The organism is Streptomyces sp. NPDC107575, assembly GCF_055657265.1.
This window is the reverse complement of record NZ_JBVKBG010000011.1, coordinates 184,752-197,913: the sequence shown is the minus strand read 5'-3', so window position 1 is coordinate 197,913 and position 13,162 is coordinate 184,752. Positions and strand designations below refer to the sequence as shown.

At 72.0% G+C, this 13,162-nt stretch carries 11 protein-coding genes; 3 read left to right on the top strand and 8 right to left on the bottom strand.

Annotation, left to right across the window (positions count from 1 at the left end; translation table 11 throughout):
* Window positions 1-10 precede the first annotated feature (10 nt).
* Window positions 11-823, top strand: a complete 813-nt coding sequence (locus tag ACZ7L4_RS39850; RefSeq protein WP_472109952.1) for a class I SAM-dependent methyltransferase — start codon at window positions 11-13, stop codon at window positions 821-823.
* Window positions 824-832: 9 nt separating this feature from the next.
* Here ACZ7L4_RS39850 and ACZ7L4_RS39845 read toward each other — a convergent pair whose 3' ends face one another.
* The 6 genes from ACZ7L4_RS39845 to ACZ7L4_RS39820 form a co-directional block, all read right to left on the bottom strand.
* Complete coding sequence (locus ACZ7L4_RS39845) at window positions 833-3,142, bottom strand: arylsulfatase (RefSeq protein ID WP_472109951.1); 2,310 nt, start codon at window positions 3,140-3,142, stop codon at window positions 833-835.
* 31 nt (window positions 3,143-3,173) lie between these two features.
* Window positions 3,174-5,048 carry a dipeptide ABC transporter ATP-binding protein gene (locus tag ACZ7L4_RS39840; RefSeq protein ID WP_472109950.1) on the bottom strand — a complete coding sequence of 625 codons (1,875 nt, stop codon included), beginning with the start codon at window positions 5,046-5,048 and terminating at the stop codon, window positions 3,174-3,176.
* The gene (locus tag ACZ7L4_RS39835) at window positions 5,045-5,899 is read right to left on the bottom strand and encodes an ABC transporter permease (protein ID WP_472109949.1); all 855 of its coding nucleotides are present in this window, start codon (window positions 5,897-5,899) and stop codon (window positions 5,045-5,047) included. The genes ACZ7L4_RS39840 and ACZ7L4_RS39835 overlap by 4 nt, the downstream gene beginning before the upstream one ends.
* A gap of 8 nt (window positions 5,900-5,907) precedes the next feature.
* Complete coding sequence (locus ACZ7L4_RS39830) at window positions 5,908-6,852, bottom strand: ABC transporter permease (protein WP_472109948.1); 945 nt, start codon at window positions 6,850-6,852, stop codon at window positions 5,908-5,910.
* A 1-nt stretch (window position 6,853) separates the two neighbouring features.
* Window positions 6,854-8,446: an ABC transporter substrate-binding protein gene (locus ACZ7L4_RS39825; protein ID WP_472109947.1), complete on the bottom strand. Its 1,593-nt coding sequence runs from the start codon at window positions 8,444-8,446 to the stop codon at window positions 6,854-6,856.
* 94 nt (window positions 8,447-8,540) lie between these two features.
* Window positions 8,541-8,624 carry a putative leader peptide gene (locus tag ACZ7L4_RS39820; RefSeq protein WP_450813306.1) on the bottom strand — a complete coding sequence of 28 codons (84 nt, stop codon included), beginning with the start codon at window positions 8,622-8,624 and terminating at the stop codon, window positions 8,541-8,543.
* A 333-nt stretch (window positions 8,625-8,957) separates the two neighbouring features.
* Here ACZ7L4_RS39820 and ACZ7L4_RS39815 point away from each other — a divergent pair, with 333 nt between their 5' ends.
* A complete protein-coding gene (locus ACZ7L4_RS39815) occupies window positions 8,958-9,932 on the top strand; it encodes a TauD/TfdA dioxygenase family protein (protein WP_472109946.1) in 975 nt (324 codons plus the stop codon).
* 16 nt (window positions 9,933-9,948) lie between these two features.
* Here the strand turns inward: ACZ7L4_RS39815 and ACZ7L4_RS39810 are convergent, their stop codons facing one another.
* Together ACZ7L4_RS39810 and ACZ7L4_RS39805 are read right to left on the bottom strand one after the other, a co-directional pair.
* Window positions 9,949-10,356, bottom strand: a complete 408-nt coding sequence (locus ACZ7L4_RS39810; RefSeq protein ID WP_472109945.1) for a CoA-binding protein — start codon at window positions 10,354-10,356, stop codon at window positions 9,949-9,951.
* An 85-nt stretch (window positions 10,357-10,441) separates the two neighbouring features.
* A complete protein-coding gene (locus tag ACZ7L4_RS39805; protein WP_472109944.1) occupies window positions 10,442-12,412 on the bottom strand; it encodes an APC family permease in 1,971 nt (656 codons plus the stop codon).
* A 124-nt stretch (window positions 12,413-12,536) separates the two neighbouring features.
* Between ACZ7L4_RS39805 and ACZ7L4_RS39800 the strand changes: the two genes are divergently transcribed.
* The gene (locus ACZ7L4_RS39800) at window positions 12,537-13,157 is read left to right on the top strand and encodes a YigZ family protein (protein WP_472109943.1); all 621 of its coding nucleotides are present in this window, start codon (window positions 12,537-12,539) and stop codon (window positions 13,155-13,157) included.
* The last annotated feature ends 5 nt before the right edge of the window (window positions 13,158-13,162 follow it).

Here is a 13,162-nt window from a genome sequence, read left to right as displayed (position 1 = left end):
CGTGCGGCAGGTGACCGACACCGACCGCGAACGCCTGCGCGGCACCTTCACCCAGGACGCCGAACGCTACGACCGCGCCCGCCCCGGCTACCCGCCCCGGATGTACGACGACCTTCCCGGGGCGGGACCGGGGTGCCGCGTGCTGGAGATCGGGTGCGGCACGGGGAAGGCGACCGTGCCGCTCGCCGAGCGCGGCTGCCGGATCGTCGGCGTGGAACTGGGTGCCGAACTGGCGGCCGTCGCCCGCCGCAAGCTGCCAGACACGACCATCGACGTAGCGGCCTTCGAGGACTGGCCGCTGCCGCCCGAGCCCTTCGACCTCGTCCTCGCCGCGACCTCCTTCCACTGGATCGACCCCGCCGTCCGCATCGCCAAGAGCGCGGACGCGCTGCGCCCCGGCGGCGCCCTCGCCACCGTCTCGACCCACCACGTCGCGGGCGGCACCGAGGACTTCTTCGCCGAGGTCCAGGGCTGTTACGAGCGCTTCGACCCGACGACCCCGCCGGGCCTGCGCCTCACCCCGGCCGCCGACATCCCGTTCGACAGCCAGGAAGCGCCGAACCGGAACGTCGAACAGGGCAACGCGGCGCTCCCCGGCGCGGACCGGTTCGAGCCGCCGGTCTTCCACCGCTACGAGCGCGAACTCACGTACAGCACGGCGGACTACCTCGACCTGCTCGGCACGTACTCGGGCACCCTCGCCCTCGACCCGGCCGCCCGCGCCGGCCTGCTCGACTGCATCGGCGGACTCATCGATACGCGCTACGGCGGCCGGGTCACCAAGCGCTACCTGACGGAACTGCGCCTCGCCACCCGGCGTTAGCAGGGCTTGTCACTCGAACGCCGCTGCCGCCTCCCGCAGTGCTTCCGCCACGGCCCCCGGCGAGTCCGGTCCCGGGGCGCCCGGCTCGTAGGTGACCGAGCGGAGGGAGCCGGTGTAGCGGAAGACGCCGTGCCGTTCGTGCAGCGGCCAGGACACGGGCGACTTGCGGTCCAGGCCGACGCTGATGCCCTGGAACGGTGCCATGCCGATCAGCTGGTGGACCGAGGGCGTGACGGCGCGCTCCGCACCGTCAACGGCGAGGGAGAAGCGCCAGCGCAGGCCCGGCTCGGCGGTGGCGGTGAGCCGGACGGTGCGGGTGCCCGGCGGCAGCGGACCCGCGTCCGTCTCGCGCAGCGCCCCGTACTCGTTGTACGCGAAGCGCAGCCGGCCGTCCTCGACGTAGAGGCTGTAGCCGCCGCCCTGGTCGCCGTGCGAGACCAGGACGCCGTGGTCGCCCTCCTCGTACGCGGACAGCTCCGCCGTGACCGTGAAGGAGCGGAAGGCGATCAGGCGTGAGGAGCGGTAGCGCTCCAGCTCGGGGGTGCCGGGCAGTAGCGTGACCGGGCGGGAGAGGCGCTCCTCCGCGGGACCGCGCACGGCGAGCGCGCCGGAGGCGTCGGGCAGCGGGAAGACACCGTTGGCCCACGCGGCCGCCTCCCACGCGGCCGACAACTCCTTCACCAGCTCGGGGTGTTGGGCGGCCAGGTCGTGGATCTCGGTGGGATCGGTGCGGATGTCGTACAGCGCCCATTCGGAGTCGTCGTACGGGGTGCCCGGCCGGTGCAGGGTGACCAGCTTGTGGCCGTCCCGGTAGTAGCTGCGGTTGCCGGTCATCTCGCAGTACTGCTCGGGGTGCGTGCTGTCGGTGCCCGGATCGGTGAGGACGGGCGCGAAACTGGTGCCGTCCAGCTCCTGCACGCCGTCCAACGGGCGCTGGATGCCCGCGAGTTCGAGCAGGGTCGGCGCGACGTCGGTGACGTACTGGTACTCGTGACGGATGCCGTCGTCCCCGGCGGAGCGGCGCAGCCCGTCCGGCCAGGACAGCAGGAACGGGACCCGCACCCCACCCGCGTACGTGTGCCGCTTGTAGAGCCGGAACGGGGTGTTGGACGCCATGGCCCAGCCGCGCGGATAGTGCACCAGGCTGCGCGGGCCGCCGATCAGGTCCGGGTCGCGGTCCACGTCCACGGGCCAGTCGGTGGGGAGGCGGGGGTGGTGGGCGAAGCGGCTGAAGTAGCTGCGGCTGCCCTCGGCGCCGCCCTCGCCGCTGCCGCCGTTGTCGGAGGTGAAGACGATGATGGTGTTGTCGAGTTCGCCGAGCGCCTGCAGGGTGTCGACGAGGCGGCCGAGGTTCTGGTCGACGTTGTCGACCATCGCCGCGTACACCTCCATATAGCGGGCGTAGAGCCGCTGTTCCTCGGCGCTGAGCGCGTCCCAGGCGCCCACGTCGGCGCCGTCCTCGGTGTTGCGGGCGGGCAGTTCTGTGGCGTCCGGGAAGAGCCCGTCCGCCTTCTGCCGCGCGAAGCGTGTCTCGCGCAGGGCGTCCCAGCCCTCGTCGTAGCGGCCCCGGTGGCGCTCGATGTCGGCCTGCTTGGCCTGGAGCGGCGCGTGCACGGCGTTGTGGGCGAGATGGAGGAAGAAGGGCTTGTCCGGGTCGTGGGCGCGCAGCGACGTCACCATGGAGATCGCCTGGTCGGTGATGTCGTCGGTGTAGTAGTAGTCATCGGGGAACGCGTCGATGTCCAACGGCGAGTTGTCCCGCACCAGTTGGTGCGGATGGAACAGATTGGTGAGCCCTTCCAGCACGCCGTAGTACTGGTCGAAGCCCTTCTGCAGCGGCCAGTTGGCGCGGTCGGCCGCCGCGTTGGACGAGGAGTCGCGGGACAGGTGCCACTTGCCGACCGCGTACGTCGCGTAGCCGGAGTCGCGCAGGGTCTGCGCGAGAGTGGGGAAGTCGTCGGCGATCTCCATGCCGTAGCCGGGGAAGCCGGGGTCGGCGTTGGCGACCATGGCGTAGCCGACCCGGTGCGGATTGCAGCCGGTCAGGAGCGCGGCGCGGGCGGGCGAACAGAGCGGCTGCGTATGGTAGTTGGTGAGCCGTACGCCGCGGTCGGCGAGCGCGTCGAGGGTCGGGGTGGGGACCTCCGCGCCGAACGGCCCGATGTCGCTGAAGCCCATGTCGTCCAGGTAGACGAGCACGATGTTCGGGGCGCCGGCCGGGGGAGTGCGCCGCTCGGGCCAGGCGGGCCGGGAGTCGGCGAAGGTGCGGCCGACATGCCCGGGGAAGTTCTCGTACGGATCGCGACGGGGAGCGGTCATGTGGGTCCTTCGAGTGGGGGAGGGGGCGGGGTCAGGCGGCGGGCACGCGCGGCGCCTGCGCCGGGACGGGCTCGGGCGCCGCGGCCAACAGGGCCTGCGTGTACGGGTCCTGGGGCCGCTCGCACACCTCGTCCGCAGGACCCGTCTCGACGATCCGGCCCCGGTGCATGACCGCGATCCGATGACTGACCTGCCGGACGACCGCCAGGTCGTGGGCGATGAACAGCAGGGCGAGGCCGAGGTCGCGCTGAAGGTCGGACAGCAGGTTGACGATCTGCGCCTGGACCGACACGTCGAGCGCGGAGACGGGCTCGTCGCAGATCAGGACGGACGGCTCGGGGGCCAGGGCACGCGCGATGCCGATGCGCTGGCGCTGGCCGCCGGAGAATGCGCGCGGCAGCCGGTCGGCCGCCGCCGCGTCGAGCCCGACCAGCTCCAGGAGCTCGGCGACGCGGGCCCGGCGGGCCGCCCGCTCCGGCTGGAGACCGTGCACGAGCAACGGCTCTCCGATGATGTCGCCGACCGTCATCCGCGGGTTGAGGGAGGCGTACGGATCCTGGAAGACCAGCTGCACCTCGCGGGAGGGCCCGGTGACGTCCTCGCCGCGCAGGACGATCGTCCCGGCGTCGGCCGGGTGCGCGTGCGCGAGCAACCGGGCAAGGGTGGACTTCCCGGACCCGGACTCCCCGACGACACCGAGGGTCTCGCCCGCGTGCAGCTTCAGCGAGATGTTGTCGACGGCGACGAGCGGTTGCCGCCGTCCGGCGCGTCGGCGTCCGCGGAACTCCTTGCGCAAGTCGGTGGCGGCGAGGACCGGAGTCTCGTCGGCGGGTGGGTCATTCCAGCCCCTGCGGCGATTGAGCAGCGGGGTCCGGGGCGGAGCCCCGAGACGTGGGGACCCATCCGCCCCCTGGTCCGGATGCCGGCACGCCACGAGGTGCCTGCCCTCCGGACCCCCCGCCAGCACCGGCCGCCCGGTCCCACACCCCGTATCCGCGAACGCGCAACGCTCCGCGAAGGCGCAGCCGACGACCGGCAACGAAAGGTCCGGCGGAGCCCCCGGTATCCCGGTCAGCCGCGTCCCCGACGCCGCGGACAGCCGCGGCACCGCGGCGAGCAACCCGCCGGTGTACGGATGCCGCGCCCGGGTCAGCACCCGTTCCGTGGGCCCGTCCTCGACGACCGAGCCCCCGTACATCACCAGGACCCGCTCACAGGTCCGGGCGACGACGCCCATGTTGTGGGTGATGAGGACGAGCGCCGTACCGGTCTCCTCGTTGAGCCGGCCCACCAGGGACAGGATCTGCTCCTGCACGGTCGCGTCGAGCGCGGTGGTCGGCTCGTCGGCGAGCAGCACGTCCGGCTCGTTGGCCAGCGCCATCGCGATGAGGACGCGCTGGCGCTGGCCGCCGGAGAACTGGTGCGGATGGTCGTCGAGGCGGCGCCGCGGATCCGGGATGCCGACGAGGCCGAGGAGTTCCTCCGCGCGGGCCCGGCGGGCGGCGCGGTCCCCGCCGCCGTGCGCCCGCAGCACGTCGTCGAGCTGGGCCCGGACGGAGAGCACCGGATTGAGCGAGGTCATCGGGTCCTGGAACACCATCCCGATCCGCGCGCCGCGCACCGCCCGCAGCTCCTCCTCGCCCGCGGTGGTCAGTTCGGTGCCGTCGAGGCGTACGGAACCGGCGGTGATCCGCCCCGCGCCGGGCAGCATCCGGGTCAGCGCGAGCGCGGTCGTCGACTTGCCCGAGCCGGACTCGCCGACCACGGCGAGGGTCTCGCCGCGCCCGAGGGTGAAGGACACGTCCCGTACGGCGTGCACGGTCCGCCCGCCCGGGGCGGGGAAGTCGACGCTGAGGCCGCGCACGTCGAGCAGCGGCGGGGTCGGCTGGTGCGGCGCGGATGTCATCGGCGGATCTCCCGGTTCAGGGCCTCGGCCAGCAGGGAGAGGCCGAGGACGAGGAAGGTGACGGCGAGCAGCGGCCCGGCGGCGAAGGAGGGGGACTGGGCGAGATAGGGCAGCGCCTGGTTGAGGATGCCGCCGAGGGTGGGCTCGGGCGGGCGGACGCCGACCCCGAGGAAGCTCATCGCGCCCTCCAGGAAGACGGCGACGGTGAGCGACACGGCGATCTGCACGACCAGCGGATCGGCGCAGTTGGGCAGGATGTGCCGCAGCACGAGCCGCGTCCTTCCGGTGCCGCCCACGCGCGCGGCGACGGCGTACTCGCGACTGCGCTGGACGAGGATCCCGGCCCGCAGCTGCCGCCCGAACACCGGGACTTCCGCCAGCGCGATCACGATGATCACGGGCAGCCGGCCGGGGCCGAGCACCGCCGTGACGGTGAGAGCGAGGATGAGGCCCGGGAAGGCGAGCACCAGGTCGAAGGTGCGCTGCACCACCGTGTCGAGCACCGGGTGCGCCGCCGCGAGCAGGGCGACGGCGCAGCCGAGGAGCGCGCCCAGCGGCACCGCGAGCGCGATCACCCCGAGGTCGGTACGGATGCCGTAAAGGACCCGGCTCAGCAGGTCGCGGCCCAGGTCGTCCGTGCCGAGCGGATGCCCGGGGGAGCCGGGCCCCGCGAGCGCCTGGCCGCTCTGCGCGGTCGGGCTGTGCGCGGCGAGCAGCGGCGCGAGCAGCCCGGCGAGGACGACGAGGCCGATCAGGGCGAGGCCGATCCGGGCGCGGGTGGAGGCGAGAGCGGCGACGTACGGATGCGAGGAGGCCCGCTTCCGTACCCCCGCGAGGGACAGTGTGGTCATGGCAGCGGTCACTCCCACCGGATGCGCGGGTCGAGGAGGGCGTACAGCAGGTCGGTGACGAGTTGCACGAGGACGAAGACCGCCACGAGGAGCAGCAGCAGGTCCTGGACGACCGGGTAGTCGCGGCGCGTCAGTGCCTGTTCGGCGAGCTGGCCGAGCCCCGGCCAGGCGAAGATCGCCTCCACCAGGACGGCGCCGCCGAGGAGATGGCCGATCTGCATGCCGAGCAGGGTGACGACCGGTGGCAGGGCGTTCGGCAGGGCGTGCCGCCACAGCAGCCTGCGCGGTGACACACCTGCTGCCGTGGCGGTGCGGACGTAGTCCTCTGCGAGCGCCCGCTCCAGGCCGTCGCCGAGGTAGCGGCCGAGCACGGCGGCACTGGGCAGGGCGAGGCAGAGGGCGGGCAGCAGCAGATACTGCAGCTCCAGGTCGGGCGCCTCGAAGAGGCCGATCCGGCCGCCGGCGGGCAGCACGCGCAGCCCCACCGCGAAGACGAGCACCAGCAGCACGCCCGTCACGAAGGGCGGCACGGCGAGGGCCGCGGTGGTCAGCGCCCGGACGGCCGCCCGCACCGGCCCGCGTCGCGAGGTCGCGCCGAGCACGCCGAACAGCAGGGCGAGCAGAACGGTGAAGAAGAGGGCGCCCAGGGTGAGTTCGACGGTGGCGCCGAGCCCGTCCCCGATCAGGTCGGAGACCTCGCCGCCGATGGCGTACGAGGGTCCCGGGTCGCCGCGGAGCAGATCGCCGATCCAGGCGGCGTACTGAGTGAACAGCGGTTGGTCCAGGCCGAGTTGGCTCCGGATGGCGGCGACGGACGCCGGGCTCGCGTCGGGTCCCGCGAGCACCTCGGCGGGGTCGCCGGGGACGAGCCGCAGGATCGCGAAGATGAGGAAGGAGGTGAGGAGCAGCACCAGGAGTGCCGAGGGCAGCTTCTTGAGGAGTTGGCGAGTCATGTCACACCAGGTACGCGTCGTCGAGGTCGAGATACGAGAACTTCGTGAGCCGCGGCCCGTGCAGCTCCTTGGCGGCCACCTGCACCGCGCCCTGCACGGCGAGGTCGATGATGAACGCCTCGTCGAGCAGCAGGTCCGAGATCCTCTGGTACCGGGCGAGCGCCTTCGCCCCGGTCGGATCCTTGTGCCGCCAGGCGTCCTGCACGGCCTGGGTGTACGCGTCGGAGCGGTAACCCGAGGTGTTCTTGGCCTCGTTGAAGGGGTACGCGCTGACGGCCAGGGTCGCGGGCTGCACCTGCGCGAAGCCGTGGCCGTTGATCCAGAGCGTCGGCATGGTGCCGGAGATCAGCTTCTTCTGGAACGAGGCAGGGTCGGAGGGCTGCAACTCCGTGCGGATGCCGATCTGTTGGAGGTCGTACTGGACGATCTCGGCGATCGAGGTGTGCAGCGGAGTAGTCGGGTGGCCGAGCGGCAGGGTGTGTTTCGTGGACACGCCGGAGGCCTTGAGCAGCTGTCTGGCCCTGCCGGGGTCGTGCCGGTAATGCGTGCGGTTGGCCTCGCTGTAGGCGGGCGACGAGCGGGGCCAGGGGGCGGCGGACGCCAGACCGTAGCCACCGAGGGCCTGCTGCACGACGCGGTCGCGGTCGACGGCCCAGGCGACGGCCTGCCGGAACTCGCGGGAGTCGGCCGGCGCCTTGTGCACGGAGGCGCCGACGTACACGGCGCCGTTCCCGGTGTTGTACTTCTTGATCGTGAAGTTCGCGTTGCTCCGCAGGGTCGCGAGGTGCTTGCCCGACACGTGGTACGAGAGGTGCACCTGGCCCGAGCGCAGCGCGGACAGCAGCGCGTCGGGCTGCGTGTAGAGGCGGAGTTCGACGGCGTCCAGATAGGGGCGGCCCGGTATCCAGTACTTCTCGTTGCGGACGAGGCTGAGGGCGGTCCCGGGGCGCCACTCCTTGAAGCGGAACGGGCCCGTGCCGTTGAACTTCGTGCCCTTCACCGCCTCGTCGACGGTGTGCCGATCCGTGATGATCATGAATTCGAAGAGGTCGAAGAGATTGCTCACGGGGTGCGCCAGCTTCAGCACCAGCTCGTAATCGCCGCGCTTCTCGAACCCGGTCACCGTCTTCGCGGTCGCCGCCAACTGGGCGGAGCGTTCCGGCTTCTTGAGGTTCTCGACGGCGAAGACGACATCGTCGGCGGTGAACTTCCGGCCGTCGTGGTACGTCACGTCGTCGCGCAGCTTCAGCGTGATGCTCCTGCCGTCGGCCGCGTACTTCCATGAAGTGGCCAGCTCCGGCTGGGGCTTGAGCTCGTCGTCGTAGCGGATCAGCGTGTTGTAGATCAGCCGGTGCTGGATCGACTCGCCGCTCTGCGTGAAGAGCAGCGCCGGGGTGAAGTCCTGGTTGATGCCGATGGTCAGCCTTCCGCCGCGCCTCGGGCCTGCCGCCGTGGCGTTCTCCTGCGCGGACACGGCCGAGCGGCAGCCGGCGAGACCGCCGCCCGCGCCGAGGAGAAGGGCGCCGGCGCCCGCGGCGCGCAGGGCGGTGCGGCGGGACAACGGATCCGGGGGAGGGGAGGGGCGTGTGCGCATGGCGGACTACCTGTTCGTGTCGCGATGGCGGGAAGGGATGGCCCGCGGGGGCGAGGGCGCGGACGGGCCGCGGGCGAGAGGAGGTGAGGGTGACTCAGCGGCGGACGGCACAGATCGCGCCGGCCTGTCGACAGAGGTCGACGTGCCGACGGCAGACGAGGCGCAGGTCCGGGGTCACGCGCCGCAGAATGTCAGGGGCTGCGCGCGGGGGTCAACAGCGGTACATGAACGTCGAGTTGACGGCATGAAGGCAGTGTTGCGGCACCATTGACATCACCTTGCGGCACCGCCCTGAGCAGCGGTTTCGATGACACCTCCGGGTCCGTGCGGAGAAGTCCCGCCGGTCCAGCATGTGGGCACACGTGTCGCACGCATTGCAGGGTCGTGAAGCGATCCGGCGGGCCCTTGACCGGCTTTCGAACGGCCGCACATTCTCCTGTTCATGGCCGGGAGCGCCCGCCCCGCTCCGCCGGAAACCGCCTGCCCGCCCACCCAGTGAAGGGGTTCCTCCATGACGTCCACCGCACCCGCAGCGGCCACCGCGCCCACCGCCTCCGAGATCACCGTCCAGAAGGTCGGCGGCCGGCTCGGCGCCGTGATCTCCGGGGTCCGCCTCGGCGGAGACCTGGACGAGGCCACCGTGGCCGCGGTCCGGGCCGCCATCGTGGAACACAAGGTCGTCTTCTTCCGCGACCAGGACCACCTCGACGCCGGGAGCCACGAGGCGTTCGCCCGCCTCCTCGGCACCCCGGTCGCCCACCCCACCGTCCCGTCCGTCGACGGCCGCTATGCCCTCGGCATCGACAACGAGCACGGCGGGCGCGCCAACCAGTGGCACACCGACGTCACGTTCGTGCCCGCCTACCCGGCCTTCTCCATCCTGCGCGCCGAGGTCGTCCCGCCGTACGGCGGCAACACCCTGTGGTCCAACACGGCGGCCGCCTACGCCGAACTCCCGGAACCCCTGCGGGTGTTGGCCGACAGCCTGCGCGGCGTGCACACCAACGACTACGACTACGCGGCGGCCCGCCCGGAGGCCCCCTCCAAGGCGTTGGAACAGCACCGCAAGGTGTTCACGTCGACCACGTTCCAGACCGAGCACCCGGTCGTGCGCGTGCACCCGGAGAGCGGCGAACGCACGCTGATCCTCGGCAACTTCCTGCAGAAGCTCACCGGCTTCAACGCCCGTGACTCGCGCGCGCTGATCGGCGTCCTCCAGTCGCACGTCGAGCGGCCGGAGAACACGGTGCGCTGGCAGTGGCGCGCCGGCGACGTCGCCATCTGGGACAACCGGGCCACCCAGCACTACGGCGTCGACGACTCCGACGCCCACACGCGCACCCTGCGCCGCGTCACCATCGACGGCGACGTACCGGTCGGCGTGGACGGCCGCCGCTCGACGCTGCTGGCCCCCACGTCGGTGCCGGAGCCCGAGTACGGCATCGCCTCCGGCGCCTCCACGGACGGGGCGTACGCGGAGGCGTAACGGCGCCCGCGGCGGGTCAGCCGAGCCGCGGGATCTCGATGGCGGGGCACTTGTCCATGACCATGGAGATCCCCGCGGCCCGCGTCCGCTCGTACGCCGCCTCGTCGACGACACCGAGCTGGAACCAGACCGCCTTCGCGCCGATCGCGGCGGCCTCGTCGGCGACCGGGCCCGCGAGGTCGCTGTTGACGAAGACATCGACCACGTCGACCGGGAATGGGATGTCCGCGAGCGAGGCGTACCCCTGCTCGCCGTGCACGGTCTCCGCCTTCGGATGCACCGGCACGATCCGCTTGCCGAAGCGCTGCAGGACGTCGGCGACCCCGTACGCGGCGCGGGCCCGGTTCGAGGAGAGGCCGACCACCGCCCAGGTGTCCCCGGACTCGGTGAGGATCTCGCGGACCGTGTCGTGATCGCCGTACATGGGGCCTCCTGGGACGGGACGTTTCTTCGTACGGACAGGACAACTCCTCGCGCGGCGCGAGGATTCCGGGCGTGGGCCCGGGCCCTCAGCCCACGTGCACGCGCGGGCGGCGCTCCGGGTCGGGCTCCGCGCGGCGCAGCACCTCGCGGGTGACCGGGGCGACCTCGCCGTCGCCGAACACCAGGAAGCGCAGCAGGTGGCCGAGGGGGTGGCCCTCGGTCCAGTTGAAGTAGGCGTGCGGGACGCCGCCGGTGCGGTCGCGCAGGTCCATCAGGATCGCGGCGGCCGTGTTGGGGACGCCGGGGCCGCGCACCCGCAGGCGCCGCACCCCGTGCTTCTCGTCGCCGTGCACGAGCAGGTCCTCGGTGAAGTCGGAGGAGTCCTGGACGAACACCTCCAGGAACAGCACCCGGCCGTCGTCCGGCATGGGCGTGTCCGCGCGCTGGCAGTCCTCCTTGACCCGGTACTCGTCCGCGCTCTCCTCGTGCGGCTCGTTCGCGATGATCCGCAGCGGCCCCTGGGCGGCGGCCTCGTCGATGATCCGCAGGGCCTTCTCGTCGTACGTGACCGCGCCCGCGCGCAGTTCGAAGGCGCGGTGGACGCGGGACGCGAAGGACGTGATGAGGATCGCCGCGATGAAGATCAGGGCGATCTTGATGCCGTCGGGGCGCTCCACCACGTTCGTGACCAGGGTGTACGCGAAGACCGCCGTGATCGCGCCGAAGCCGACCGTGGACTTGCGGTGACCGTGCCGGTGGACCGCGACCGTCGAGGCGAAGGAGGCGGAGAGCATCAGGACCAGCACACCGGTCGCGTACGCGCCGGACTGGTCGTCGACGTTCGCGTTGAACCAGAGCGTGATGGCGACCGCCGCCGCCATGAACGTGAGCACGAGGGGGCGCACGGCCCGCGTCCACTCGGGCGCCATGCCGTAGCGGGGCAGATAGCGGGGGACCAGATTGAGCAGGCCCGCCATTGCGGAGGCACCGGCGAACCAGAGGATGCAGATGGTCGAGACGTCGTACACGGTGCCGAAGGCCTCGCCCAGATAGGCATGAGCCAGGTAGGCGAGCGCGCGTCCGTTCGCCGAACCGCCCGACTCGAACTCGTGCTGCGGGATCAGGATCGTTGTGGCGAGGCTGGACAGGAGCAGGAACCCGCTCATGATCAGCGCGGCCGTCGTGAGCAGCTTGCGGGTGTCCCGGATGCGGCCCGCCGGCTTCGCGTACGTGTCCGTGGAGTCGCCCCGCACCTGCGGCATCACCGCCACGCCCGTCTCGAAGCCGGACATGCCGAGCGCCAGCTTCGGGAACACCAGGAGCGCGACGCCGATCATCACGAACGGGGACGAGTGCTCGGCCGTCATCGCGTCCCACCAGTTTCCGATCCTGACCGGCTCGGTGAACACATGGGCGGCGGCCGTGACCAGCACGACGATGTTCAGGGTCAGATAGGCCCCCACGAGCACTACGGCGACCCGGATCGCCTCCTGGAACCCCTTGAGGAAGACCGCGCCGAGCGCCGCGAGCAGCGCCAGCGTGATCCAGGTGTTCTCGCCGTGCAGACCGGCGGGGGCGAACGGGTTCTCGACGACGTGCGCCGCCGCGTCCGCCGCCGACAGGGTCATCGTGATCATGAAGTCGGTGGCGGCGAAGCCGAGCAGCACCAGGACGAACAGCTTCCCCGCCCACCAGGGCAGAAGCCGTTCCAGCATCGCGATGGAACCCTCGCCGTGCGGCGACTCCTTCGCGACCCTGCGGTACACGGGCAGGGCGCCGAGCAGCGTGAGCGCGATCAGGACGAGCGTCGCGAGCGGCGAGAGCAGGCCCGCGGCGAGCGCCGCGATGCCCGGCTGATAGCCGAGCGTGGAGAAGTAGTCCACGCCCGTCAGGCACATCACGCGCCACCACCTGTGGCCCTTGTGCTCCTCGGGGGCGTGCCCGTGCGGACCCTGATGGCGGGCCGTCTGCTCGCTGAGCCCCTCCAGCAGCCAGGAGCGCCAGCGGCTCGTGGTGGCTGCGGGGGCGGCCGGGCTCGCGGCCTCGGTGCCGGTCATGTGCGGGTGCTTCCTGTCGGACGACTCGGGCGACTGCCTGGGACGACGAGCGAGTATCCATCACATCGTCACCTGTGCGTCGGGCGGGGGCGAGTCCTGTGTCACCTGCGCATACGCTGGTCGGATGCAGGACGAGTACCGCACGGTGGCCCGCGAGGGCGTGCACGAGACAGAGATCAGCCGCTCCCGGTTCCTGTGCGCGCTCGCGCCCGCCGCGACCGAGGAGGAGGCCCAGGCCTTCGTCGCGCGCGTCCGCAAGGAACACCCCTCGGCCAACCACAACTGCTACGCGTACGTCATCGGGGCCGACGCCTCCGTACAGAAGGCGAGCGACGACGGCGAGCCCGGCGGCACGGCGGGCGTGCCGATGCTGCAGATGCTGACGCGCCGCGACATGCGTTACGTCGTCGCCGTGGTCACCCGCTACTTCGGCGGCGTCAAGCTCGGCGCGGGCGGCCTCATCCGCGCCTACGGAGGCGCGGTGGGCGAGGCCCTCGACGCGCTCGGCACGGTGACGCGGCGCCGCTTCCGCCTCGCCACGGTGACGGTCGACCACGCGCGCGCGGGCAAGATGGAGAACGACCTGCGGTCCACGGGCTGCGAGGTACGGGACGTCCAGTACGGGGCGGCGGTCACGATCGAGATCGGCCTCCCGGAGTCGGACGTGGACCGCTTCCGCGGCTGGCTGGCGGACGCGACGGCGGGCACGGCGAGCTTCGAGCTGGGCGGCGAGGCGTACGGGTGAGCACA